This window comes from Puia sp. P3 (assembly GCF_050632245.1).
Lineage (GTDB): Bacteria > Bacteroidota > Bacteroidia > Chitinophagales > Chitinophagaceae > Puia.
The window spans coordinates 6,856,325-6,879,037 of sequence record NZ_CP192583.1; the positions used below are offsets into that span (position 1 = coordinate 6,856,325).

At 55.1% G+C, this 22,713-nt stretch carries 26 protein-coding genes and 2 pseudogenes; 15 read left to right on the forward strand and 13 right to left on the reverse strand.

What is annotated here, in order from left to right; genetic code table 11:
• Positions 1-221 precede the first annotated feature (221 nt).
• Positions 222-797: a hypothetical protein gene (locus tag ACQ86N_RS43290; protein WP_431217835.1), complete on the forward strand. Its 576-nt coding sequence runs from the start codon at positions 222-224 to the stop codon at positions 795-797.
• Here ACQ86N_RS43290 and ACQ86N_RS43295 read toward each other — a convergent pair.
• From ACQ86N_RS43295 to ACQ86N_RS43310, 4 genes are read right to left on the reverse strand one after another with little or no spacing between them, the layout of a single operon-like run.
• A complete protein-coding gene (locus tag ACQ86N_RS43295) occupies positions 794-1,276 on the reverse strand; it encodes a D-alanyl-D-alanine carboxypeptidase (RefSeq protein ID WP_431212462.1) in 483 nt (160 codons plus the stop codon). The two genes, ACQ86N_RS43290 and ACQ86N_RS43295, sit on opposite strands and share 4 nt — an antisense overlap.
• A complete protein-coding gene (locus ACQ86N_RS43300) occupies positions 1,273-1,956 on the reverse strand; it encodes a hypothetical protein (protein ID WP_431212463.1) in 684 nt (227 codons plus the stop codon). Before ACQ86N_RS43300 ends, ACQ86N_RS43295 begins: the two co-directional genes overlap by 4 nt.
• Positions 1,911-2,225 carry a hypothetical protein gene (locus tag ACQ86N_RS43305; RefSeq protein ID WP_431212464.1) on the reverse strand — a complete coding sequence of 105 codons (315 nt, stop codon included), beginning with the start codon at positions 2,223-2,225 and terminating at the stop codon, positions 1,911-1,913. Before ACQ86N_RS43305 ends, ACQ86N_RS43300 begins: the two co-directional genes overlap by 46 nt.
• A gap of 28 nt (positions 2,226-2,253) precedes the next feature.
• Complete coding sequence (locus tag ACQ86N_RS43310; RefSeq protein ID WP_431212465.1) at positions 2,254-3,426, reverse strand: arginase family protein; 1,173 nt, start codon at positions 3,424-3,426, stop codon at positions 2,254-2,256.
• Between the two features lie 42 nt (positions 3,427-3,468).
• On the opposite strand from ACQ86N_RS43310, the gene pheS reads away from it, so the two are divergent.
• From pheS to ACQ86N_RS43335, 5 genes are all read left to right on the forward strand, one after another.
• A complete protein-coding gene (gene pheS / locus ACQ86N_RS43315) occupies positions 3,469-4,500 on the forward strand; it encodes a phenylalanine--tRNA ligase subunit alpha (protein WP_431212466.1) in 1,032 nt (343 codons plus the stop codon).
• 17 nt (positions 4,501-4,517) lie between these two features.
• Positions 4,518-5,372, forward strand: coding sequence for a 3-hydroxyacyl-CoA dehydrogenase NAD-binding domain-containing protein (locus ACQ86N_RS43320; protein ID WP_431212467.1), 855 nt, complete (start codon positions 4,518-4,520; stop codon positions 5,370-5,372).
• Positions 5,362-5,925: an NAD-dependent epimerase/dehydratase family protein gene (locus tag ACQ86N_RS43325; RefSeq protein ID WP_431212468.1), complete on the forward strand. Its 564-nt coding sequence runs from the start codon at positions 5,362-5,364 to the stop codon at positions 5,923-5,925. Before ACQ86N_RS43320 ends, ACQ86N_RS43325 begins: the two co-directional genes overlap by 11 nt.
• The gene (locus tag ACQ86N_RS43330) at positions 5,897-6,373 is read left to right on the forward strand and encodes a hypothetical protein (protein ID WP_431212469.1); all 477 of its coding nucleotides are present in this window, start codon (positions 5,897-5,899) and stop codon (positions 6,371-6,373) included. The genes ACQ86N_RS43325 and ACQ86N_RS43330 overlap by 29 nt, the downstream gene beginning before the upstream one ends.
• Positions 6,374-6,440: 67 nt before the next feature.
• A complete protein-coding gene (locus ACQ86N_RS43335; protein ID WP_431212470.1) occupies positions 6,441-7,517 on the forward strand; it encodes a carboxypeptidase-like regulatory domain-containing protein in 1,077 nt (358 codons plus the stop codon).
• Positions 7,518-7,528: 11 nt separating this feature from the next.
• Here the strand turns inward: ACQ86N_RS43335 and ACQ86N_RS43340 are convergent, their stop codons facing one another.
• Positions 7,529-8,470 carry a UDP-3-O-(3-hydroxymyristoyl)glucosamine N-acyltransferase gene (locus tag ACQ86N_RS43340; protein ID WP_431212471.1) on the reverse strand — a complete coding sequence of 314 codons (942 nt, stop codon included), beginning with the start codon at positions 8,468-8,470 and terminating at the stop codon, positions 7,529-7,531.
• Between the two features lie 224 nt (positions 8,471-8,694).
• Here ACQ86N_RS43340 and ACQ86N_RS43345 point away from each other — a divergent pair, with 224 nt between their 5' ends.
• The 4 genes from ACQ86N_RS43345 (at position 8,695) to ACQ86N_RS43360 (ending at position 12,360) form a co-directional block, all read left to right on the forward strand.
• Positions 8,695-9,291 carry a pseudouridine synthase gene (locus ACQ86N_RS43345; RefSeq protein ID WP_431212472.1) on the forward strand — a complete coding sequence of 199 codons (597 nt, stop codon included), beginning with the start codon at positions 8,695-8,697 and terminating at the stop codon, positions 9,289-9,291.
• A gap of 23 nt (positions 9,292-9,314) precedes the next feature.
• Entirely contained in the window at positions 9,315-10,694 is a 1,380-nt protein-coding gene (gldH, locus tag ACQ86N_RS43350; protein ID WP_431212473.1) for a gliding motility lipoprotein GldH, read from the forward strand.
• A gap of 158 nt (positions 10,695-10,852) precedes the next feature.
• On the forward strand, positions 10,853-11,671 hold the full coding sequence (locus ACQ86N_RS43355; protein ID WP_431212474.1) for a sensor histidine kinase: 819 nt from the start codon (positions 10,853-10,855) through the stop codon (positions 11,669-11,671).
• Between the two features lie 2 nt (positions 11,672-11,673).
• Positions 11,674-12,360 (forward strand): response regulator transcription factor, encoded by a 687-nt coding sequence (locus ACQ86N_RS43360; RefSeq protein WP_431212475.1) that lies wholly within the window; start codon positions 11,674-11,676, stop codon positions 12,358-12,360.
• A 39-nt stretch (positions 12,361-12,399) separates the two neighbouring features.
• Here ACQ86N_RS43360 and ACQ86N_RS43365 read toward each other — a convergent pair whose 3' ends face one another.
• Genes ACQ86N_RS43365 through ACQ86N_RS43375 form a run of 3 tightly spaced genes read right to left on the reverse strand, consistent with a single transcriptional unit; the run spans position 12,400 to position 15,196 of the window.
• Positions 12,400-13,617: a BatD family protein gene (locus ACQ86N_RS43365; protein WP_431212476.1), complete on the reverse strand. Its 1,218-nt coding sequence runs from the start codon at positions 13,615-13,617 to the stop codon at positions 12,400-12,402.
• Positions 13,533-14,462, reverse strand: a complete 930-nt coding sequence (locus ACQ86N_RS43370) for a BatD family protein (protein ID WP_431212477.1) — start codon at positions 14,460-14,462, stop codon at positions 13,533-13,535. Before ACQ86N_RS43370 ends, ACQ86N_RS43365 begins: the two co-directional genes overlap by 85 nt.
• A gap of 32 nt (positions 14,463-14,494) precedes the next feature.
• Positions 14,495-15,196 (reverse strand): SDR family NAD(P)-dependent oxidoreductase, encoded by a 702-nt coding sequence (locus ACQ86N_RS43375; protein WP_431212478.1) that lies wholly within the window; start codon positions 15,194-15,196, stop codon positions 14,495-14,497.
• 17 nt (positions 15,197-15,213) lie between these two features.
• On the opposite strand from ACQ86N_RS43375, the gene ACQ86N_RS43380 reads away from it, so the two are divergent.
• A complete protein-coding gene (locus tag ACQ86N_RS43380) occupies positions 15,214-15,909 on the forward strand; it encodes a YjjG family noncanonical pyrimidine nucleotidase (protein WP_431212479.1) in 696 nt (231 codons plus the stop codon).
• A gap of 41 nt (positions 15,910-15,950) precedes the next feature.
• On the opposite strand, the gene ACQ86N_RS43385 is transcribed toward ACQ86N_RS43380, so the two are convergent.
• From ACQ86N_RS43385 to ACQ86N_RS43395, 3 genes are all read right to left on the reverse strand, one after another.
• On the reverse strand, positions 15,951-16,610 hold the full coding sequence (locus ACQ86N_RS43385) for a phosphatidylserine decarboxylase family protein (RefSeq protein WP_431212480.1): 660 nt from the start codon (positions 16,608-16,610) through the stop codon (positions 15,951-15,953).
• A 97-nt stretch (positions 16,611-16,707) separates the two neighbouring features.
• The gene (locus ACQ86N_RS43390; protein ID WP_431212481.1) at positions 16,708-17,493 is read right to left on the reverse strand and encodes a phosphatidate cytidylyltransferase; all 786 of its coding nucleotides are present in this window, start codon (positions 17,491-17,493) and stop codon (positions 16,708-16,710) included.
• A gap of 132 nt (positions 17,494-17,625) precedes the next feature.
• Positions 17,626-18,324, reverse strand: a complete 699-nt coding sequence (locus tag ACQ86N_RS43395; RefSeq protein WP_431212482.1) for a lysostaphin resistance A-like protein — start codon at positions 18,322-18,324, stop codon at positions 17,626-17,628.
• A gap of 410 nt (positions 18,325-18,734) precedes the next feature.
• Here ACQ86N_RS43395 and ACQ86N_RS43400 point away from each other — a divergent pair.
• Together ACQ86N_RS43400 and ACQ86N_RS43405 are read left to right on the forward strand one after the other, a co-directional pair.
• Positions 18,735-19,048 (forward strand): annotated as a pseudogene (locus tag ACQ86N_RS43400) (tRNA-dihydrouridine synthase).
• Entirely contained in the window at positions 19,045-19,719 is a 675-nt protein-coding gene (locus ACQ86N_RS43405) for a tRNA dihydrouridine synthase (protein ID WP_431212483.1), read from the forward strand. Before ACQ86N_RS43400 ends, ACQ86N_RS43405 begins: the two are co-directional and overlap by 4 nt.
• 96 nt (positions 19,720-19,815) lie before the next feature.
• Here ACQ86N_RS43405 and ACQ86N_RS43410 read toward each other — a convergent pair whose 3' ends face one another.
• Together ACQ86N_RS43410 and ACQ86N_RS43415 are read right to left on the reverse strand one after the other, a co-directional pair.
• A complete protein-coding gene (locus ACQ86N_RS43410; RefSeq protein ID WP_431212484.1) occupies positions 19,816-20,385 on the reverse strand; it encodes an aldehyde dehydrogenase family protein in 570 nt (189 codons plus the stop codon).
• 70 nt (positions 20,386-20,455) lie between these two features.
• Positions 20,456-21,190, reverse strand: a pseudogene (locus ACQ86N_RS43415) (aldehyde dehydrogenase family protein); the annotation flags it as partial.
• 296 nt (positions 21,191-21,486) lie between these two features.
• Here ACQ86N_RS43415 and tadA point away from each other — a divergent pair.
• Both tadA and ACQ86N_RS43425 read left to right on the forward strand, forming a co-directional pair.
• Positions 21,487-21,936: a tRNA adenosine(34) deaminase TadA gene (gene tadA / locus ACQ86N_RS43420; protein WP_431212485.1), complete on the forward strand. Its 450-nt coding sequence runs from the start codon at positions 21,487-21,489 to the stop codon at positions 21,934-21,936.
• Between the two features lie 132 nt (positions 21,937-22,068).
• On the forward strand, positions 22,069-22,674 hold the full coding sequence (locus ACQ86N_RS43425; protein ID WP_431212486.1) for a superoxide dismutase: 606 nt from the start codon (positions 22,069-22,071) through the stop codon (positions 22,672-22,674).
• The last annotated feature ends 39 nt before the right edge of the window (positions 22,675-22,713 follow it).

Consider the following 22,713-nt stretch of genomic DNA (forward strand, 5'->3'; position numbering starts at 1 on the left):
AGGCGCATTTTATAGAGCCCACCAATAAGAGTGAGCTCCGTCACTGGAAAGACTTTTATGAAGCCCCGGCCGATAAGCAGGCCAGGACCGATACCGGGAACCAGGACCTGGGTGCGCTGGCGGGAGCCATTCAAAAAGATTCCTCCACGGGGGAGCAGACGGGCGCGGCCCCTACTTCCGGCGGCACCCTCCTGCAGGGTAATATCCCTGCCAAACCGATCATGCCCCTCGAGGACGCACCGCCGCAGCAGCTGCTGAAAACCTATATCTCCACCCCGACGACGCGGAGCTTTATCATCATCCACCAGCAGGCCGCCCACGAACGCATCCTGTACGAACGCTATAAGGCGGCGTCAGTCGGCAAACAGATACCCAGCCAGAAAAGTCTGTTCCCCGCGACGCTCCCGCTGTCCGCGCCGGACGCTATTCTGCTCAACGAGCTGCTGCCCGATCTTAACCAGCTGGGTTATACGATCGAGCCGTTCGGCAAAGACAGCTATATCATTCAGGGGACGCCGGCGGACACCAGCCACGGCGATGACAGGGCGGCGCTCGAGAATTTGCTGGAACAGTACAAGAATTTTACGAGCGAGATCAGGTTTTCCCGGCGGGAGAAACTGATCCGGACGATGGCCCGGCAGCAGGCCATAAAACCCAATACGGCACTCTCCGAAAAAGAGATGCGCATCCTCGTCAACGACCTCTTCGCGTGTACGCAGCACAACGTGACACCGGGTGGGGACCCGACCTTTATCGAGTTCAGGCCGGACTACGTCGAAAAGTTGTTTGGCCGTTAATAATTATCCCTGAAAGAATGGATCAGCTGTTCCATCTGGCGGCGAACCGTCACGCCGCTGCCCGTGTAGTTGTTGATCAGAATGGAAAATAAAAGAAGGTGCCCCTTCTTCGTGATCAGATAGCCGCTGAGCGCCACCACGCCGGAAAGGCTCCCGGTCTTGGCAAATATAAAGCCGCTGTCCTGACGGTAGTAAGACGACAGGGTCCCGGTACCGCCCGTGGGCAGGATCCTTTTCATGCGGTCGAGTCCGAACTCGCGCTGAAATTTATCGAGCAGCCAGACAAAATCCTGTGGCGTAAAGAGGTCGTTGCGGCTGAGCCCCGAGCCATCTACCCAGTTGGGGCGCTGCGGAAGCCCCTTCAGATCGGTCTTCAATAACGTATCGATGATGCGCGAGTCGCTCATCTCCCCCAAAAGAGAATCGCTGACCATCAGCAGCGTCTGTTCCGCGAAAAAGTTGTCGCTGTTATACATCATGGGCCGGAACATCGAGTCGACGGGGCGGGAGTGTACCAGACCAACTTTGGCAGTTGCGCCAGCTGGGCACTGGTCATCGCGCTGACCGGAGGATACGAGGTCCAGCCGGAGTTCGATACTTTCTTCACGGTCACCGGCTTTCCGACCGTGTCCTTCAGCAGCAGCGCCGCGGAATTGACGCCCTCCGTGATAGAGGGAACGTCCAGCTGCCTTGTCCTGCCTTTTCCTTCGGTGATCTCGAAGGCATTGCTGGTCCAGTCGCGCTGAACGTGAAAGGCCTTTTTGGTGGTATCGGCAGAGAACCGCACCGGCCAGTTGATATCCGGTATCGAATAGACCGACTCGGAAGCCGAGTCCTGCACCCACCGGATGAGGTTGCCATAAACGGGAAATGCGCTCCTTTCGGGCATATAGTCGTCATTGTAGTCGTCCCATGCCCAGCCCCTTCCCAGCGGCTTGTCGTTCCAGTTGTAGGAGGTGATATAAAGATTCCGCTTGGTGGCCTGCAGCACGCGGATAACGGGCTGATCGGGGTAGTCGGGATGAAGCAGCGTGGGGTCTCCCGTCGGATAGATAAAGAGCGCTGTATCCGTCACCACATAACGCATACCTATCAGCGAATCCCCGAGGTATTTCATCCCTGCGTACAGCGAGAATAGTTTCGTATTGCTCGCCGGCATAAAGTATTTGTCTCCTGGTAGTCGACCTTGAAGGTCGCGGTGGCCGGGTCATAAAGACAGATCCCGACCTGCGCCGGCCGCAGCCCAGGCTGTTTCAGCATCGAATCCAGTACCGCCGCCACTCCGGACGGAAGGGACGGGCCGCCAGCAGGGACTGCCGCGGCGGAACCCGCAGGCACCGCGGAACCCGCGGAACGCGCCGGAGAACAGGACTGGAAAATATAAAAGCCAAGGAAAATGGCCGGGGCCAACCGGGAATGCAACCTCATGAGAGACCTATTTTGAAGGAAAATTAGTTCAAATATACCAACCCTGATGGATATACGGTCGGTCTACCCCCTCTCCTGCGCCCTCAGCCATCTCTCGGGGATCTCGTTGCTGCTCGCCAGCACGTAGTCCCTGTACGAACAGGCGATGTATTTGCTGTCCGGCAGCTGCATCCACCAACGCTGGGTCTTCTTGCTCTGGAGAAAGGTCGTCTCCACCTCGGCAAAGGCCGTACGGTACTCGATAAAGAAGTCCCGGTCCGACAGCGCGGCCTCCCTGCGCCCCTTGCTCTTCCCGTCGATCAGGTACCAGAGCATGTGGCTGATCTGTTTGGCGGTCAGCTGTCCCCTGGTCGCGTCCCTTTATATAGCCGTAGATGCCCACGGTATTCACGTTGGGGCTGAGGCCGGCATAACGCATAAGTATACAGGCTTCTTCGCCGTTGAATCCATTGGGCGAAAGCTGGTTGGCCGGGGCAAAGGAGTGGGCCATGGCGGAAATGTCGAAACTGAAGAGGTGCGAGTTGCGGATGACCGGCTCCATCTCTTCGATACTGTCTTTTACGCTGCCCAGCCGGAAGCAGTCGAACCGCAGCTTGTCCATCGTCTCCAGCATATGCGGGTGCACGTAATAGCTCTGAAAACCGATATGGTTGTAGTGGTGGATATAGTTGGGTTCGCCCGTCAGCATCTCCATCAGAAAATTCTCGCTGCGGTGGCGGGATTCGATATCGAGGTCGATCAGCGCATCCACGCAGGTCGCCTCGATGATGTGTTTTTTGTCGGAATAGGTATAGTACTGGGCCAGAGTGAGGTCGTGCGAGCCACCCAGGATCACGACGGTCTTGCCGATGCCTGTCAGCTCCCGCAGGACAGTCTTCAGCGCCGCGTAAGTGTCGTTGAGGGTTGCCCCGCTGCGAATATTTCCCGCATCCGCCAGCCGGATATCGGGATGCCAGTAGTACAGCTGATAGAATTGTTCCCGGATGGCTTCAGGTCCTCCGGATTCCCTTCTGTCGCGACCGATCCCCCTTTCCTCTTCACAACCCACGAGTATCAGATCGGACTCATACAGGTCCGGAAAGGTCTCGTCATAGGCATCGATAAGCTTCCCGATCTGGCCGTCCTTATACCCCTGATCCTGGGAGATTTCGGCGAGACTTATCGGGTTGAGAAAATCGCTTATATGCAGATTCGGCGACATGAAATGGGTGTTTTTGGGGCAAAACTAGGTATCTTTGCGAACATGGACCAATTGTTACAACAGATTGAGCAATACAAACAAGAAATATCTTCCGTCGTCCCTGACGGCGCTGAAGCGCTGGAAGCATATCGCATTCGTTTTCTCGGCACAAAGGGGATCGTAAAAGGCCTTTTTGCTGAAATGAAGAATGTGCCGGGCGACCAGAAAAAGGAGTTTGGTCAGGTCCTCAACGACTTCAAGCAGCTGGCCGAAGGGAAATACGAGGACTGGAAGAACAGTCTTGGCGGAGCGGCGACTGGTAAATCAGCCGCTATCGACCTCAGTCTGCCAGGTGACGCCCTGCCCCTGGGCACGCACCACCCCATCACTCTCGTACGCGACCAGATCGTCCATATCTTTGGCCGGCTGGGCTTTTCCGTGGCGGAAGGTCCGGAGATCGAGGACGACTGGCACAATTTCACCGCGCTCAACCTGCCCGAGAACCATCCCGCCCGGGATATGCAGGACACGTTCTATATCAACCAGAATCCGGACTGGCTGCTTCGCACCCACACCAGCAGCGTACAGGCCCGAACGATGGAGAAGCAGAAGCCTCCGATAAGGATCATCTGCCCGGGACGCGTGTATCGTAACGAGACCATCAGCGCCCGCGCGCATTGTTTCTTCCACCAGACAGAAGGGCTCTATGTCGACGAGAACGTTTCGTTCGCCGACCTGAAACAGACGCTCTATTTCTTCGTGCAGGAGTTGTTCGGGAAGGACGTCAAAATCCGTTTTAGGCCATCCTATTTCCCTTTTACCGAGCCCAGCGCGGAAATGGATATCAACTGCCGTATCTGCGGCGGCAGCGGCTGTGCCGTCTGTAAACACACCGGATGGGTAGAGATCCTCGGGAGCGGCATGGTCCATCCAAAAATGCTGGACAACTTTGGCATCGACAGCAATAAATACACGGGGTTTGCCTTCGGGATGGGTATCGAGCGCATCTGTCAGCTGAAATACCGCATCAACGACCTGCGATTGTACTCGCAGAACGACGTCCGGTTCCTCAAACAGTTCACCGGCGCGGTGTAGCATCAACCGACTTGCTTATGATAAAAACAATCTGTGTTTGCGGAGCTGGTACCATGGGGAGCGGCATCGCCCAGGTAGCTGCAATGGCAGGGTATACCACCTTCCTTTACGACGTAGACGCAGCCATGGTGCAGAAGGCCGGGGATGGCATCGAAAAAAGTCTCGTTCTCCTGAAGGAAAAGAATAAGATCTCTTCAGCGGACCAAACCGCCGCCCTCAGCCGGCTCTCCTATCACTCGGGCGACGAACTTGCTGACTGCCGGGCCGGCCTGGTGATCGAAGCCATCGTGGAGAAGCCGGAAATAAAGGGAGCGCTGTTCATGAGGCTCGCGGAGATCAATGGTCACGAAACCATTTTCGCGAGCAACACGTCGTCCCTTTCGTTGACCGCCCTCGCCGAAAAGATCCCGTATCCCGAAAGATTTGCCGGCCTCCATTTCTTCAACCCGGCCCCTCTCATGAAACTGGTCGAGGTGGTCCATACTCCCCTGACAAGCGAAAAGACAAAAGAGACGCTTATAGCCGTCGCGCGGCAGATGGGCAAGACACCCGTCAGCTGTAAGGACGCCCCCGGATTTATCGTCAACCACGTCGCGCGGCCCTACTATCTTGAGGCGCTGCGTCTGGTGGAAGAAGGGCTGGCGGACTTTGTGACGATCGATAGGATCATGGAGGCTACGGGCTTCCGCATGGGCCCTTTCCGGCTGATGGACCTGATCGGTAACGACATCAATTATACAGTGAGCTGTTCGGTATGGGAAGCCATGGGCCGGCCTGAGCGACTGAAGCCGTCTTCTATCCAGGAGGCGCAGGTGCGGCAGGGTGCGCTCGGAAGAAAGACAGGAAAAGGATATTATCGGTATGAACAATAATCTGAAAGGACTGGTACTGGTCACTGGCGGCACCGGATTTCTCGGTGCTTATCTCATCAAAGAGCTGCTGGACAACGGATATGCCGTGCGCGCCATCCGCCGCGGCGACCACCTGCCCGTTTTTGTCCCTGCGCAGGTCCGGACAAATGTGGATTGGGTGTCTGCCGATATTCTCGACGTGGTCGGTCTCGGAGAGGCAATGGAAGGTGTCGACGCGGTAGTTCACTGCGCTGCAAAAGTGTCTTTCTCCGGCCGCGAACGGAAACTGCTTTTCAAGACCAACGTCGAAGGCACGGCAGACGTCGTCAACGTCGCGCTGGAAAGCAATATCAAACGCTTTATCTACGTGAGCAGCGTCGCGGCACTCGGTCGCACCGGCAATGGCGAACGCGTCACGGAAGAAAAGAAATGGACCGACAGCCGCTACAATACCAACTACGCCATCAGCAAGTATTACGGAGAGATAGAGGTATGGCGCGCCATCGGAGAGAGGCCTTCCGGCAGTCATCGTCAACCCCAGCACGATGCTCGGCTATGGCGATTGGAACAATAGCAGCTGCAAGCTGTTCCGCACCGCATACGACGAGTTCCCCTGGTATACCGAGGGGATCAACGGATTCGTCGACGTGACCGATACTGCGAAAGCGATCGTCGGTCTCCTGGACAGCGACGTCACGGCCGAACGGTATATCCTGAACGGCGACAACTGGACCTTCCGGAAGTTGTTCGACACCATGGCCGACGGATTCGGGAAAAAGCGTCCGCACCGCGAAGCCACCCCTTTTCTCGCGGGCCTCGCGTGGCGCATGGCGGGACTTAAGAGCAGCTTTACCCGCCAGCCCTCCATACTGACGCGCGAGAGTGCAAGAGTAGCCCGGAGCAAGACCTTTTTTGACAACAGCAAGATCCTCCGGCAGCTGCCTGGGTTTCGGTTCACTCCGCTGGACGTTTCGATCCGGGCCGCCTGCGAATCCTATCTGTCGGGATTAAAAAACAGTTGATTAAATAATTTGATTCGCTTTCAAATTCGCGCGTCAGTCACTACCTTACTGTCTCAAAACGATATCCATGAAATCGGGCATCACTCTTCTTTTTCTTCTTCTATCTACCGCCGTCTTTTCACAGGACAAGACCTTTACGATCGACGGCATCGTTACCGACGCCAAAACCGGCCTGCCCCTCACCGGAGCCTCGGTATTCTGTCAGAACACCACGGTAGGAACGCTCTCCAAAGAGAATGGCGGATTTCATCTCCGGCTGGCGAATGGCGGATATGACCTGATCGTGTCGTATACGGGGTATGAAACGCAGTCCCTCCGGATCGGAAAGGACCATCTGGACAGCGACACTATCCGTATCCAGCTGAAAGAGCAGGACAAAAGCCTCGAACAGGCCGTGGTCACCGGCAGTGCGGAAGTCGCGGATGGCTGGAACCAGTACGGGCAGTTCTTCCTCGACCATTTCATCGGTACTACGCCCAATGCCGCGCGCTGTACCCTCGACAATAAAGAGGTCCTGAAATTCTATTTCTATAAGAAGCGCAACAAGCTGCGCATAAAAGCCACCGCAGACCTGCAGATCACCAATAGTGCGCTAGGATACAAGATCCACTACCAGCTGGATTCCTTTGTCCACGAATACAACACCAATGTCAGTACCTACTCGGGGTACCCTTTGTTCGAGGAGATACAGGGCACGCCCGAACAGCAGGAGGCGTGGAAGGACAGCCGGTACACCGCTTATGTCGGTTCGCGCCTGCACTTTCTTCGTAGTTGGTATGACAGCACGCTGCAGACAGAAGGTTTTGTGCTGGAGGTCAGCGACAGCGTCAACAAAAAAATGAAACCGCTCGAAGACCCCTACAGCGGGAAGATCTACTCGGTGGACAGCGGTGACGCGCAGATCGATATTTCCGGAAGGCTGAGGATCAGTTTTACGGGTCAGCTCCCGGATAAAAAATACCTGCAGGAGAATAAATTCCCCCTTACTACCAAGGTACAGATATCGGCTCTGGATATCCCCAACGGATTTGTGATCCAGGAGAACGGCTATTTCTACGACCAGTCGGAGATAACGAATATGGGTTACTGGGCATGGAAGAAACTGGCTGAACTGTTGCCTTATGACTATAACCCGCCCCAATAAATGGACGGGGGTTAACCCATCACTTTCTTCCAGAGCTCGGGGATACGCTTGATCCAGACCAGCTCTTTCTTCTTTGTCAGGGCGTCTTCGGCGGGAGTGCCGAAATAGGTTTTCCCTCCTTCAAGGGAAGCCGGCACCCCGCTCTGCGCGAAAACGACGGCGTTGTCGCCGATGGCAAGGGTCTTGCTCACGCCTACCTGTCCCCAGAGAATGACGCCATTCCCGATCTCCACTGCACCTGCAATGCCGACCTGGGCGGCGAAAAGGCAATTTTTACCGGTGACCGTGTCGTGACCGATATGGATCATATTGTCCATCTTGGTTCCTGCGCCGATACGCGTATCGTGGCTCACCCCCCGGTCGACAGTACAGCCCGCTCCGATCTCGACGTTGTCTTCGATCACCACGCGGCCGCAGCTGGCCATCTTCCTGTACCACATGGGCCGGTCTTTCTTTGTGTTGTAATAGAACGCGTCCGAACCGATGACGGTACCGGCCTGGATGATCACGTTGTCGCCGATGACACAGTGGTCGAGGATGGTGACGCCGGGGTGGATCGAACAGTTCTTGCCGATGGTCACGTGATGACCGACAAAGACATTCGGATAGAGATAGGTACCCTCCCCGATGGTCGCGGTATCGCTGATCATCTTCGTCGCCGGCTCGAACGGCCGGAAATGCCCCACGATCTTCAGATAGGCCTCGAAGGGTTGGTCCACTACCAGCAACGCTTTACCCGGCGGGACTTCTACAGCCTTGTTGATGATGATGAACGTGGCGGCTGAGTGCAGACAGGTATCATAGTATTTGGGATGATCGACGAATACGAGATCGCCTTCCTCCACTTTATGTATCTCGTTGATACCCGTAGCCTGACCATTTTTATTGCCGATAAGCTCAGCGCCCAGGAACTCACTGAACCACTGGATCGCTACAGGAGATGGAAATCGCATAGACAAAATTTTCCGCGAAGTTACATTCCCGATGACCGTGAATCATCACCCTTTTCCACAGGTCAAAAAAATGTGAATAAAATTTGTTGGAAAATTTTTTTAGATAGAGAAAATTATTTTTAATATTGTGTAGGGAAATTTATTTCCCGGTACTTACTAACCCATCCATATATTGAAAGCCCGGTTTCGCACCGGGCTTTTTCTTTAGAACAACTCGCTGAAACTTGCACCAGTACTACGTTATATACAAACCCTTTCAGGTCCTCTCACAGTTCACCTCTCAGGAAGGGAAAAAAACACTAAAGGATTTCTTCCCGGTACCGGCCGATGTCTATCCCGTCGGACGGCTGGATTTCGACAGTGAAGGGCTCCTGATCCTGACAAATGACACGGCCCTCAACCACCGGCTGCTGAATCCCCGATTCGCTCACGACCGGGAATACTGGGTACAGGTCGAGGGGGCCATCACGGCCCGGGCCCTCCACCAGCTGGAGACGGGCGTGACGATCGCCATCGATGGCAAGAGCTATCGGACCAAACCCTGTACCGCCACAGCGATGACGGCAGACCCGCCGGTGCCGCAGCGCTTCCCGCCGATCCGCTACCGGGCGCAGATACCGACAAGCTGGATCAAAATGATCCTGCGCGAGGGCAAGAACCGGCAAGTACGTAAAATGACCGCGCAGGCCGGTTTTCCGACGCTGAGACTGATCCGTTACCGGATAGAAGGCATCACGGTCGGGGAACTGAATCCAGGAGAAATGAAGTCGCTGAAAAAGGCGGATATCTATTCGTTGCTGTTTGCCGAAAGGAATCACTAACTTTCCATCACAAATTCACCAATATGCTCAAATCGATGACCGGCTTCGGTCGTGCAGAACAGACAGTAGGAGACAAGACATTTCAGGTAGACATCAAGTCACTCAATGGAAAACAGTTCGAGCTGCAATTAAAACTACCCGCCTTTCTGAAACCCTTCGAGTTTACTATCCGCAAGCTGCTCTCCGACAAGCTGGGACGGGGATCGCTGGACTGCACGATCAGCCTCAAGGGGACCGGCAACGCCAAACCCGTAAGCATCAATACCGACCTGGCCAAAGCCTATTACCGGGCGCTGGCGGACCTTTCCAACGAACTAAATCTAGACCCCTCCAATATTCTTTCCACCCTGGTGAAGTTACCCGAAGTGATCACCCCGACCAGTGACACGCTGACTGACCAGGAGTGGCAGGAATTCGAAACGGTCATCCTCTCAGCCATCGACGACCTCAACGCACACCGGCTCAACGAAGGCGCCTCTCTCGAAGAAGACCTGACCCTGCGGATCGACAACATCCTCAAACACCAGGAAGAGGTCGTCAAGCTGGAACCCCTGCGTCAGCAGAAGATCCGGGAAGGCCTTAAAAAACTGCTGGAAGACAATGTCGGCAAAGAGAACTACGATCCCAACCGCCTCGAGCAGGAGCTTATCTACTACATCGAGAAAATAGACATCAGCGAAGAGCAGGTCCGCCTGAAGAACCACTTGCGACTATTTCAGGTCCATCCTCGGCGGACAGGACGAAGGCAAGGGCAAAAAACTATCCTTTATTCTCCAGGAGATCGGACGCGAGATCAATACGACCGGTTCAAAAGCATACGATTCCACCATCCAGCAGTGCGTGGTGTTGATGAAGGACGAGCTCGAAAAAGCAAAAGAACAGGTTTTGAATGTGTTATAGTATTTTTGTATAAACGCGTCTTCTTGAAAAATATCCTTTTACTTGTCGCGGCCGCTGGCTGCCTCTGCTGGATTTCCTGTTCCATACCGTCCGGCGTCTTCGAAAAGAATGTCGTAGTACCGGGACAGCAGTGGGCGAGCAGCTTCAAACCGACCATCAATTTTGAGATCTCTCCGCGGGACACCGCGGGTCTCTACAACGTCTATATCGTCTTACGCCATACCGACGCCTACAATTATAACAATATCTGGATAAGAGGGACGGTAAAGACGCCGGGAGACACCGTCGGCAGGAGCGAACGCTATGATCTCTCCCTCGCCGACAACGAAAAAGGCTGGAAGGGTTCGGGAATGGACGACATCTTCGAAAACCGGATCTGGATCCAGCAGCAGACCCGCTTCAACCGGCCGGGCACTTATTCCTATACCCTCGAGCAGATCATGTGGGACGATCCTCTGAAGAACGTCCTGAACGTCGGTATCCGTATCGAGAAGGTCCCATAACAGGGGTACTATGTTATTCAAGAAAAAACGACTGGCAGTCGCCACCACGGTCTACTGGATCCTTCTGGCCTATATCATTACGGGGCTGGCCTGGTGGTTCATCGCCCTCCAGACCACCAATCACCAGATGACCGAATACCGGTTGCGGCAGCGCGACCATGGACGATCCGCACTACCTGGCCAGGGCGGAGGCCATCCTCAAAGAACAGGACCGGAAGACAGCCGGGTACATCGGCGAAGGCAGTACATTCCTGCTGCTCATCGTCATCGGAGCTATCTTCGTCTACCGGGAAGTGCGGCGCCAGATACGTCTGCAGCTGCAGCAGCAGAACTTCATGATGGCCGTTACGCACGAACTTAAAACACCCATCGCCGTTACCAAGCTGAATCTGGAGACCCTGCAGAAGCACAAACTGGACGAAGCGAAACAGCAAAAAATGATCCAGGCGGCGCTCCAGGAGACCAACCGGCTGGACACACTCGCCAGTAATATCCTCGTCGCATCGCAACTGGAAGTGGGCGACTACGTCCAGACCAAAGAGCCGCTCGACCTCTCCGCCCTCGTCGGGCACTCGGTGCATGACTACCGGGTGCGCTTTCCCGAACGCCGCTGGGACGAGCAGCTCCAGCCCGAAATCAGCGTCGTCGGTGACCATATGCTCCTCCAGATGCTGGTCAACAATCTCGTCGAGAACGCGATCAAATATTCTCCCCGGGAAGGGGTGATCACCGTCGAACTGGCGAAAAAAGGCCGTCACACCCATTTGTCGGTAAAGGATGAAGGACAGGGGATACCCGATGAGGAGAAGAAAAAGATCTTTGCCAAATTCTATCGTGCCGGTCAGGAGACTACCCGGAGGACAAAAGGTACCGGACTAGGGCTCTATCTGTGCCGGAAAATAGCCGAAGACCACAAAGCAACTCTTAAAGTGACGGACAATTCGCCCGTTGGGAGTATTTTTACGGTAATATTTTAGCCATGAGCTCAAAAAAAACCATCTTACTGGTAGAGGACGAAGAGAACCTTCACGAAGCACTAAAGCTGAACCTCGAGCTGGAAGGCTATGAGATCACGTCGGCATTCGACGGCACCCAGGCGCTGAAGGCGATTCAGACGGAATATTTTGACCTCATCATCCTGGACGTGATGCTGCCAGGGATAGACGGCATCAGCATCGCCGAGACCATCCGGGTGCAGAACAACGACGTGCCCATACTTATCCTCAGCGCGAAGAATGCCAGCGCCGACCGCGTGCTGGGTCTGAAAAAGGGAGCGGACGACTACCTCACCAAACCCTTCAACCTCGAAGAACTGCTGCTCCGCATCCACAAGCTGATCGAGAAGAATAAGAAGATGCAGGAAAAAGATAGTTTCGGCGACGTCTATAGTTTTGGAAGGAACACCATCGACTTTAAGGCGCAGGAAGCCACGACAAAGGACGGCGAACGCATCCAGCTGAGCAAGAAGGAGGCGATGCTCCTAAAGCTGCTTATAGAGAACAGGAACGAAGTGGTCACGCGGGAAAAGATCCTGCAGGCCGTCTGGGGGTATAACGTCTATCCCACTACCCGGACTATCGATAATTTCGTGTTGAATTTCAGGAAATACTTCGAAGAGGACAGCCGTCATCCCAAATATTTTCATTCCGTTAGGGGTGGGCTATAAATACACGGAGTAGCATTTTACCCGTGGCCCGTGGCTCCTTTAGGCTAGTCTGTCGACCATCCACTCCGCCTGTCGCAGCAACTGCTGCATATTATACCGGTCGTATGCGGGGGTATAAAGATTCATCTCGCACTCGCTGAGGATATTCTCCAGAGAAATAATTGCCGTTTCGTCCCAGCCTCTTATCTGTAGCTGGCGGATAGTATTTTGCTTGTTGAGCTCGCTGGCCGGCAGGTTTAGCTTTCTTGCAATTGCTTTCCAGACGGCCCTGTTCACCTCGCGGTAAAAACCTTTCGGGTCGGCCTCTTCCAGCGAGCGTCGGGCGTCCTGCAGCGGATCGACAGCGGGAGCAGCGGGCACATAGCTGTTGCTGGCCATTCCTGGCGTATCGGGCGCGGTCGCCTTCTCCAGAGCCTGCCGCTCGCGCTCGGCGGCCTGTGCGGCCTCCCAGGGCGCAATTGGCGCATTTCCGCGCGACGCATTCATTGGCGCTTCTGCCTTTGCCGGCTCCGCCTTCTTTTCGGCGGGGGTCTTCTTCTTCAGGCGCTGATTCTGCCGCCAGAAATAGACCGCAACCCCGGAAATAAGAATGACGGCGAAGATCCATTCGAGGTGGGCCTGGACGAAACTTCCGACCCGGTCCGTCAGGGTTGGCTGGGTTCCGATGGCTGCGACGGCGCCGGACGCAGGAGAAGAATGGCCCTTTCTAACGGCGGGCGTCACCTGAATATCCTGGGGCTCCGCGCTGGCCGATTTATAGGTCTGGCTGGCGGGATCGAAATAAGAAAAACTCACCGCGGGTATGGTGTAGTGACCGGGGTCCTTTGCCGTAAAAACATAGTCGAAGGACTTTGAGCCGCTGATGGGTGCTACGGTTTTATTGATGTCCTCCTTTGCTGTAGGTTCAAAGGATTCAAAACCCGTTGGCCAGTTGACCGTGGGGGCGGTAACCATCGGGAGGTTCCCCCTGCCCTTTACGACGACGTGCAGGGTCATTTCGTCCTGTGCCGCCACGGTCTTATTGCCCAGCGAGGTCACGACCGAAAAATCGCCGACGGCGCCGTTGAACGTGGCGGGTCTGGTCTCCGGCAGAGGCTTGACGGCGATCGTTACGGGTTTGGTATCCAGCGTCACGTTCTCTTCCACTTCCGGGCCATAGCTGTTGTCGTCCATCATCTGGTCGAGCATGTCCTGAAGGCTGCCCCCGTGATGCTCCTGATGTCCCGTGCCCCGGACAAAATGAACCGTGTTCTCCACTCCACCGGATCGAGGTCGATATTGCCCGCCTGCAGCGGGATCAGCTGGGTCTTGCGGATGATGTGAACGGTATATGCCTTTCCGTTAAGCTTCTCGACGGATACCGGGTCCGAGCTGGGGTCGACCATATCATAGACGCTGAAACCGTTGAGAGAGGGTCGTTTGGTGATGCGGGATTCGCTGCTGACCCGCGTATATAGTTTGTAGGTCGCGACGATCGGCTCGCCGACAAAACAACTGTTCTTGTCTACCTGAACTTTGAGAAAGAGGTTTTTGCGGATCTTTTCCTTTACATTTTCGCCGGGCCGGAGTATGTAGTCGCGGTCGACTTCATGGGGCTCTGCCGGGCCGAAGGGATCGGCGCCAAAGGGCTGCATATATGGATTCCCACCCCCGGGGCTGCCACCGCCCTGATTTCCGGGGCTGCCGCCGGCGTGAACGTTAACCGTTACCGAATTGGACCGCATCGGGTGACCATCCACTGTGGCAGAGGCGCCGCCGATGGTAAACTTACCGGTGCGGACGGGCTGCAGTACGAAAGAAAGTCCTTTGTACTGGGACATCGCGCCATTGACGATGCTCATGCCGCTGGACTGTATCGGTCCCTGTACAACCTTGAAACCCGCGAAATTGGGAGGAGTCAGTTCGTCTATCTGCTTCGCATTCTCGACCACGTATTCCAGCTGCAGGTAGTCCTTTTGTCCGACGTCCTGGCTGCTGACCACTGTGGTAAACTTGACCTGCCCGGACGCAAAAAGTCCGGGCAGCAGGGCTATCATGATAAACAGCGAAGAGCGTACAACTGTGGCGATAACGGTTGATTTAATTGGTCTTACCGGCTTCATATCTCACTACACAAATATAAAGCTTGAATATGTTAAAGATCTCCCAATTGGGGCCGCAGCAGGATCTCTTCCACCGTAGCCTGAGGTGACAGCCGGCTGGCCGTATAGACCATCTCCGCCACGTCCGCTGCTTCCATTATGCGCTGAGGATCAACGCCACTTCCCGCCCATGAGTCGGTGTAGGCGGCGCCGGGATAGACCGTGGTTACCTTGACCCCGTGTGGCTTCATCTCTTCCCGGAGGTTGGCGGAGAAACCCGCCAGGGCGAACTTGCTGATACTGTAGGCCCCACCGTTGGGATAGGCCTTGAAGGAGGCTACGGAGCACATATTGAAGACGTGCCCTTTTCGTTGGGCCATCATCCCTGGCAGGAGCATTCGGGTGAGGTGATAGGCGCTGTACAGATTGACGGCGATCATTTTTTCCAGGGCGCCGTCGGGTTCGTCGTAAACGCCGCCCGGAATGAACTGTCCGGCATTGTTCACCAGTACGTCCACAGAAATTCCCAGACCGAGGATCCAGTTGCCAAAAGCCTGCACCTGCTCTTTTACCGCCAGATCGAATGCCGCGGCCCGGATGGTAACCGACGGGTAGCGGGAGCTAAGCTCGTCCTGGGCGGCGGAAAGTATTTCGGCGTTGCGCGAGCAAAGGCAAAGGTCGTATCCGCCCGCCGCGAATTTTTCGGCAACGGCCCTGCCCAGTCCCTTTGACGCTCCGGTGATGATACAGTTCATAATTGTTAACTTGCGGCATGCAATATAAACACCTTTTCTTCGACCTGGACCATACCCTGTGGGATTTTGAGGCAAATAGCCGGCTGACGCTGCAGCAGCTGTACCATTCGCTGGACCTGGCCGCGAGAGGGGTGGACGATTTCGATCTGTTTCACCGGCGGTACAGCGCGCACAATGACAAGCTGTGGGACCGGTACCGGAAAGGTTTTATAAAGGTCGACGAGCTGCGCGTCAAGAGGATGTGGCTCACTCTTCTCGACTTTAAGATCGGCGACGACACCCTCGCCCGGACCCTCGACGTGCAGTTCCTCGAAGGGCTGCCCAACCGGAATATCCTTTTTCCCTATACGCTGGAGATCCTGAATTACCTTACCGATAAGGGCTACCAGTTGCACCTGATCACGAACGGTTTTGAAAAAGTGCAGCAGAGCAAGCTGTATAATTCGGGGCTGAGCGGCTATTTCCGGGAAGTGATCACGTCGGAGGGATCGAATAGTCTGAAGCCGCAGAAGGAGATCTTCGAATATGCGTTTCTGAGGGCGGGGGCGGTGCCAGCGGAAAGCATCATGATCGGAGACAGCATCGAAGCTGATATACAGGGCGCGATCAATGCGGGGATCGATCAGGTCTATGTCAACCATCTGGGGGTGGCACCGACAATAAAACCCACCTATACGGTGGGTTCGTTGAAAGAGTTGGAAATGATTTTTTAGGGTGGGGCCCGCGGTTCACGGATGGCTCACGCGCGGCGGAACTAACTCCATTTGGCGAGAACGGTTACTCCTCCCTGGACGGTCTGGTTCAGCTGAACCGTCACTTTGGTTCCCGGAGGCAGCAGGACGTCGACGCGGGAGCCGAATTTGATAAAACCCATCTCTGCGCTCTGCTCGACCTTCTCTCCTACGTGCAGATAATTGACGATCCGGCGGGCCAGTGCACCGGCGATCTGTTTTATCAGTATCTCGCCGTGCGGGTTCCGGATGACAACGCTGTGACGTTCGTTCTCGGTGGAGGATTTGGGGTGCCATGCCACGAGATATTTTCCCTTGTGATACCGGCTGTAAGCCACTTCGCCGCCGACCGCGTTGCGGTTCTGGTGTACATTGGCGGGACTCATGAAAATAGAGACCTGCAGCCGCTTGTCCCTGAAATATTCTTCGTCGACCATTTCCTCGATGACCACTACTTTCCCATCGGCCGGACAAATGATCTCGTTGTCGCCGGTCGTCAGTTTGCGATTGGGCACTCTGAAAAAAGAGATCAGGAAAAGCAATACCCCCAGTGTCAGAATAAAGATGATACCGGTAAGCCAGGCCTCATGCGCGCTGATAAAATAAAAGGAGAGCAGGTTGATCACGGCAAAAGTCAACGCGCCGATAGCAATGGACTTATAGCCTTCTCTGTGGATTTTCATCCGCCAAAAATAAGGATTTCTTCGGTCATCGCGCCATGGAAGGGGTCCAAAGGCCGCGGGGTCAGCCGATGGTGAGGCAGCATTCGCAGCAGCGGGCTCAGCCGATGACCCATACCAGATAGCACCATGCGAAAGGGGTTGCGATCAGCAGGGAATCGAACCGATCCAAAAAACCTCCGTGGCCCGGCATGATCTGGCCGCTGTCTTTGACGCCCGCCATCCTTTTGAGCTTGCTTTCGAGCAGATCACCGGCGGTGCCCGTGATGGCGCAGATTGCGGCGACGGCCATCCAGTGAATGGGGGAATACAGGGTAAACCCTTCGGGATTGTGAATGCTGCGCGCGATGAGTCCCATCACCACGATGGAGAGGATGACCCCGCCGACGGTGCCCTCCCATGTCTTTTTTGGTGAGATGGAAGACAATGGCCGTTTGCCGATGAGGGAGCCGACGATATAGGCCATCGTGTCGTTGATCCAGATCGCGCCGATGATCATCAGCACGGGCACGCGATCTGCGAAAGGGGGCGCGGGAGCGCGGTACAGCAGCGTGCGCAGATAAGTGAGCAGCGCGAGGGAAAGAGATATATAAAGCAGTCCCAGCGCCGAACGGCCGATATTATTGAAGTTGATGGTCCGGTACTGCGCGACCTCGCCGACAACGAACAGCGCGAGAAATCCCATGCAGCCCCACCACGCGATATCGTGCAGGTATACCCCACCGATACTAAAGCCGCCGTTGCCGAAGTACAGCATCAGGCACCAGCCCGCAATGATCACGCTATAGCGGTGCAGGGCGGAGATATTCGCGTAGTCCTTATCGATAAGGACCATGATCTTCTCGTACTCGATCCAGCAGCCGAAATGGATAAAGGAGAACAGCACGAGAAAACTCCAGGGGACTCCACAAGAGCCCCGCCAGCATGACTGCTACGAATACGGCGGCCGTCAGCGACCGTGTCTTGAATACAGATGGATTTAGTGCCATGACGTTAATTTAGGATACAAATCCCCGGTTCAGCTATACACCTGCTCGTAGGAGGCGGTCGACTGTTTACGGATCAGTCCCAGCAAACCTACGACTAATACCAGGCTCCCCAGTCCCAGCCAGGCCGGCACGGAAGGGTTTTCGTCGATCATTTTCGGATAGTAGCTGGCGACGATGACCTGTATACCGTTGTAGAACATGTGCGCGAATATGGCCGTCCACAGACTTCCGCTATACCAGAAAGCGGCGCCCAGCAGTATACCCAACATCATCCGGGGCAGGAAGCCCTGGAATTGCATGTGAAAGGCCGAGAACAAAGCCGCCGCAACGATAATGCCTCCCCAGGGATTGCCGAATACCTGTATCAGTATCCGCTGGATCACGCCGCGAAAACAAAGCTCTTCAAAAATGGCGGGCAGAACGGCCATGATGAGGAGGTTTATGACGATATCCAGGGGCGAACGAACCTTCAGATAGGCCATCACCTGGCGGTCAGTCGCTTTTTCCAGTTCGATCATCGGGGGTGGCAGCGGGAGCTTTCTGTTGAGTACGCCCAGCCAGCCTTCCAGCGGAATGGCCAGGACCAGAAGGACGATCGCCAGAATATAAAAACCGGTATTTTGCGCCGGCCGGAGGCCCAGCTCGAATAAGGGTCGTTCCCTGAAAGTGGCCCGGGCATAGATAAGAGAGGGCAGCCCGAAAAGGCAGATGGTCCAGAGTGCCTGCATAAGTTTTTGAAGCGCAAGCACCTGGGGTTGGAAAGGTCAGGGGCAACCGATCCGCTATGGAGCGTCAGCTGTATGACGGCCGCCACTAAAATAAAAACACCCCCAGCGACAGCATAAAAATTGCCATCTGCGCCCAGGGAGAACGAATTTTAAGGTTGTTGTACATATATCATTCTTGCTCACGGCTAAACCCGCGTTTTCCGCATCCGGCTTACCCGTTACCCGCCCCCGTCGTGTTGCGCCGCTCTCACCGTGAACCATCTGGTTCACTCCTTTGGGGCGTCCCCCATCCCGTCCAAATGCCGGTTCACATTGGGAAATCCGCGGGTAAGTGCGTAAATTTGGGCTTTTATACCGTGATAAACATCGGCAAGATACAAATTCCTGAGTTCCCGCTGTTGCTCGCACCCATGGAAGACGTGAGCGATCCCCCTTTCCGCTATGTCTGCAAGCACAACGGCGCCGACCTGATGTACAGTGAGTTTATTTCCAGCGAAGGTCTGATACGCGACGCCATGAAAAGCCGGCAAAAGCTGGATTTTTTGAGTACGAGCGTCCCTTCGGTATCCAGATATTCGGCGGCGACGAGGAGGCCATGGCCATGAGCGCCCGTATCGTGGACACGGTACAGCCCGACCTCGTCGACATCAACTTCGGCTGTCCCGTAAAGAAAGTCGTATGTAAGGGGCAGGAGCAGCCGTCCTCAAAGATGTTCCCGCGATGACGCGGCTTACGGAAGCAGTCGTAAAAAGTACGAGCCTGCCGGTAACCGTCAAGACCCGTCTCGGATGGGACGACCTGTCAAAAAATATCGAAGAGGTAGCCGAAAGGCTGCAGGACGTCGGCATCAGGGCACTGACGATACACGGCCGCACCCGATCGCAGCTCTACAAGGGAGAGGCCGACTGGACGCTGATCGCAAAAGTGAAGGAAAATCCCCGCATCCATATTCCCATCTTCGGCAACGGAGACATCGATTCTCCCGAGAAAGCGCGCCTATACAGGGACCGTTATGGAGTTGACGGGATCATGATCGGCCGCGCCGCGATAGGATATCCCTGGATATTCAACGAGATAAAACATTTCCTTGCAACCGGAGAGCACCTCGCCCCTCCTACCATCGAACAGCGCATCGGGGCGATCCGGGACCACCTCCTCCGTTCGGTAGAATGGAAAGGCCCGGTAGTAGGGATCCTCGAGATGCGCCGCCACTATACCAACTATCTGAAGGGATTCCCGCATATCAAGGAGTTTCGTAACCAGCTGGTGCAAAAGGCGACGGTTGAAGAGATCGAAGACGTCCTGCGGCAGGTACAGAACCGTTATACCGGATTTGTGCCCGTTAGGATCGCTGCCGGCTTTTCGGCGGGTCAGCTCGAAGACTGCGCGTATTAGGGCTGGGAATGGAGGCTGCCATATCAGGGTCCAATGTCGCGACGGTAAGACATCGGGGAAGGTTCCCTGCTTGGGTTTTCCGGGTATCCGGAACCCCTACTTCAAAAAAAATTTGAACCATTTCATCTTCCCCTTAAATGGAGGGTACTTTACAGGAGGATCCGGAAAAGCGGGCGTCTTCATCACTGCTTTTTCGCGGGTGAACGTATCGAACGAATTTTTCCCGTGATAGGCCCCCATGCCGCTATTGCCGACCCCGCCGAAGGGAAGGTGCGGGTTTGTAAAATGCCAGTCGGTATTGTTGATACAACCTCCGCCGAATGAAACGTTTTCCGTCCACATCCTCTCCGTATCCCTGTCCCCCGTAAACAGATAAAAGGCCAGGGGATCCGGATGCCTTCTGACGACCGAGACCGCCTCCTCCATCGCATCGAATGTTACTACCGGCAACAGGGGTCCGAAGATCTCGTCGTTCATGACCGGTTGGTCCGGGGTCGCCGTCAATAGTGTGGGGGCGATAAAAAGCCGGTTCCGGTCGTACTGTCCTCCGAAGAGTACGGTGGACTGCTGCAAATATCCGACAAGCGTATCGAATCGTTTCCCGTTGATGATCCTCCCGAAGTCGGGGCTCTCTTCCGGCTTTTCTCCATAGAATTCCGCGATCACTTCCCGCAGCACTGGCCACCAGTTCGTCCCTTACCGACCTGTGTACAAGAAGGTAGTCCGGAGCTATACAGGTCTGCCCCGCGTTAGTGAATTTTCCTACTGCGATACGCCTCGCCGTTATCCGGAGGTCGGCGTCGGCAGCCACTACTACGGGGCTCTTTCCCCCGAGTTCGAGCGTAACGGGAGTCAGCTGCTGCGCGGCCAGCTGGTACACCGAGCGTCCGACGGCCACGCCGCCGGTAAAAAAGATATGGTCAAACTTAAATTGTCTGATCAGGTCGGGGACCACCGTCGCGCCGTCGCCCTGTACAACGCATATACATTCCCGTGGGAATGTCTTTATCAGCATCTTTTCGATGACGGCCGCGGTAGCGCATGCCAGCTCGGAGGGTTTGAGCACGACCGCATTTCCGCCGGCCAGTGCGGCGGCCACGGGCAGCAAGGACAACTGCAGGGGATAGTTCCATGGCGCGATGATCAGGACGACGCCAAGCGGGTCGCGGTAGACTCTGGAAGAAGAAGGCCAGTTGACGAGATTGGTTCCTACTCTGCGAGGTCTCATCCAGCGCCGCAGATGTTTCAGAGCAAACCGTATTTCCGAAAACACCAGCCCCAGCTCGGAGCCGTAGGCTTCCTCCGGGCTCTTCCCAAGGTCTTTGTGCAGCGCGGCATAGATCTCCTGTTCGTGGTCCAGTAGCGACTGGCGCAGTGCCAGCAGTTGCTGGCGCCGCCACTCATATGGGCGCGTGACGCCGGATTCGAAAAATTGCCGGAGAAGTTGTAAGTCGTGCATATGCGTATCCATTTTTCCCGCCGTGGAACACCACAAAGTTTCACAAAATTGAATTGATCAAACCATTTATTTTTGAAAAAAAGCCTTAACTTATGTCTATCATCAGGCATTCGTTACTATACGTAGGTCCGAAAGGGGAACTCCCGGACGAGTTTCCGATTGTACCCGGTCTCAGTGAAGAAGCGATCATAGGAGCGGAAACCCTGCAAAAATGGCGGATCAAACTTGACTTCGAACATGACCAGGTGTTAGTTGATCCAAAGGTTGCCAGGCTCCAATTGATTTAACTACCTTTACCCCTTTTACCCATGACCGACGAATACTACATGCAGCAGGCACTTAAGGAGGCCCGTCTTGCATATGAAGAGGAGGAAGTGCCGATCGGCGCCGTAGTTGTGATGAACAACCGCATCATCGCCCGTGGTCATAACCAGACCGAACGCCTCAACGACTGCACGGCCCACGCCGAGATCATTGCGCTCACTTCCGCCTTCAATAACCTCGGCAGCAAGTACCTTCCCGAAGCCACGATCTATGTCACCGTGGAGCCCTGTCTGATGTGCGCCGGCGCGCTTTACTGGAGCAAGATCGGCCGCGTGGTATTCGGCGCCGAGGACGACAAGAACGGCTATCGCCGCGGCAGTCCCGACGCAACGGTTGACGGCTGGCCCTTCCATCCCAAAACAGATTTGACCGGGGGCATCCTCCGGGACGAATGCGCTACCCTGATGCAGGAGTTTTTCCGCGCCCGACGATAAGTTGCTTTGTTGAACTTTTCCGGGCCCGAAGGCAAGTTTGCCCAATAAGGGCAAGTTTGCTCAATTTTACGTAGGTTTGTTATCCCTTCAGGCATTGACACAACTATAATTTTTTAATTTAAAACATTCGTTATGGCATTTACACTTCCCGCGCTCCCTTATGCGTTTGAAGCATTGGAACCGCATATCGACGCTACTACCATGCAAATACATCATGGTAAACACCATCAGGCATATATCGACAATTTGAATAAGGCAATCGCCGGCACACCCAACGAAGGCAAATCGCTCGAAGAGCTGGTTGCAAAAGCGGGTTCGATCAGCCCTGCCGTTCGCAACAACGCAGGCGGTCACTGGAACCACAGCTTCTTCTGGCAGATAATGAGCCCGAAATCGACAAAGGCTCCCGCCGGCAAGCTGGCCGACGATATCCATACTACGTTCGGCAGCTTTGATGCCTTCAAGGAAAAATTCAACGCAGCCGGCACGACCCGTTTTGGCAGCGGCTGGGCCTGGCTGATCCTGAAAGACGGCAAGCTCGAAATTACTTCCACTCCCAACCAGGACAACCCACTGATGGATGTAGCGGAAGTTAAGGGAACTCCGCTGCTGGGCGTCGACGTGTGGGAACACGCTTATTACCTGAAGTATCAGAACCGCCGCGCCGACTATCTGGGCGCATTCTGGAATTTGGTCAACTGGGAAAAAGTGGCAGAGCTGTACGCGGCTGGAAAATAAAGAATTGTATATTTATCCGGGCCGGCTCCAGCGGGGCCG

Excerpts from the sequence above, each read along its gene's own strand:
- ACQ86N_RS43375 (WP_431212478.1), bottom strand. The coding sequence starts at position 15,196 with ATGAACTGTATCATCACCGGAGCGTCAAAGGGACTGGGCAGGGCCGTT.
- ACQ86N_RS43295 (WP_431212462.1), bottom strand. The coding sequence starts at position 1,276 with ATGATGTATAACAGCGACAACTTTTTCGCGGAACAGACGCTGCTGATG.
- tadA (WP_431212485.1), top strand. The coding sequence starts at position 21,487 with ATGACCGACGAATACTACATGCAGCAGGCACTTAAGGAGGCCCGTCTT.
- ACQ86N_RS43380 (WP_431212479.1), top strand. The coding sequence starts at position 15,214 with ATGCAATATAAACACCTTTTCTTCGACCTGGACCATACCCTGTGGGAT.
- ACQ86N_RS43310 (WP_431212465.1), bottom strand. The coding sequence starts at position 3,426 with ATGTCGCCGAATCTGCATATAAGCGATTTTCTCAACCCGATAAGTCTC.
- ACQ86N_RS43320 (WP_431212467.1), top strand. The coding sequence starts at position 4,518 with ATGATAAAAACAATCTGTGTTTGCGGAGCTGGTACCATGGGGAGCGGC.
- ACQ86N_RS43405 (WP_431212483.1), top strand. The coding sequence starts at position 19,045 with ATGACGCGGCTTACGGAAGCAGTCGTAAAAAGTACGAGCCTGCCGGTA.
- ACQ86N_RS43290 (WP_431217835.1), top strand. The coding sequence starts at position 222 with ATGCCCCTCGAGGACGCACCGCCGCAGCAGCTGCTGAAAACCTATATC.
- ACQ86N_RS43355 (WP_431212474.1), top strand. The coding sequence starts at position 10,853 with ATGGACGATCCGCACTACCTGGCCAGGGCGGAGGCCATCCTCAAAGAA.
- ACQ86N_RS43330 (WP_431212469.1), top strand. The coding sequence starts at position 5,897 with ATGCTCGGCTATGGCGATTGGAACAATAGCAGCTGCAAGCTGTTCCGC.
- gldH (WP_431212473.1), top strand. The coding sequence starts at position 9,315 with ATGCTCAAATCGATGACCGGCTTCGGTCGTGCAGAACAGACAGTAGGA.
- pheS (WP_431212466.1), top strand. The coding sequence starts at position 3,469 with ATGGACCAATTGTTACAACAGATTGAGCAATACAAACAAGAAATATCT.
- ACQ86N_RS43395 (WP_431212482.1), bottom strand. The coding sequence starts at position 18,324 with ATGCAGGCACTCTGGACCATCTGCCTTTTCGGGCTGCCCTCTCTTATC.
- ACQ86N_RS43370 (WP_431212477.1), bottom strand. The coding sequence starts at position 14,462 with ATGAAGCCGGTAAGACCAATTAAATCAACCGTTATCGCCACAGTTGTA.
- ACQ86N_RS43300 (WP_431212463.1), bottom strand. The coding sequence starts at position 1,956 with ATGCCGGCGAGCAATACGAAACTATTCTCGCTGTACGCAGGGATGAAA.
- ACQ86N_RS43340 (WP_431212471.1), bottom strand. The coding sequence starts at position 8,470 with ATGCGATTTCCATCTCCTGTAGCGATCCAGTGGTTCAGTGAGTTCCTG.
- ACQ86N_RS43425 (WP_431212486.1), top strand. The coding sequence starts at position 22,069 with ATGGCATTTACACTTCCCGCGCTCCCTTATGCGTTTGAAGCATTGGAA.
- ACQ86N_RS43305 (WP_431212464.1), bottom strand. The coding sequence starts at position 2,225 with ATGAGGTTGCATTCCCGGTTGGCCCCGGCCATTTTCCTTGGCTTTTAT.
- ACQ86N_RS43325 (WP_431212468.1), top strand. The coding sequence starts at position 5,362 with ATGAACAATAATCTGAAAGGACTGGTACTGGTCACTGGCGGCACCGGA.
- ACQ86N_RS43360 (WP_431212475.1), top strand. The coding sequence starts at position 11,674 with ATGAGCTCAAAAAAAACCATCTTACTGGTAGAGGACGAAGAGAACCTT.
- ACQ86N_RS43335 (WP_431212470.1), top strand. The coding sequence starts at position 6,441 with ATGAAATCGGGCATCACTCTTCTTTTTCTTCTTCTATCTACCGCCGTC.
- ACQ86N_RS43385 (WP_431212480.1), bottom strand. The coding sequence starts at position 16,610 with ATGAAAATCCACAGAGAAGGCTATAAGTCCATTGCTATCGGCGCGTTG.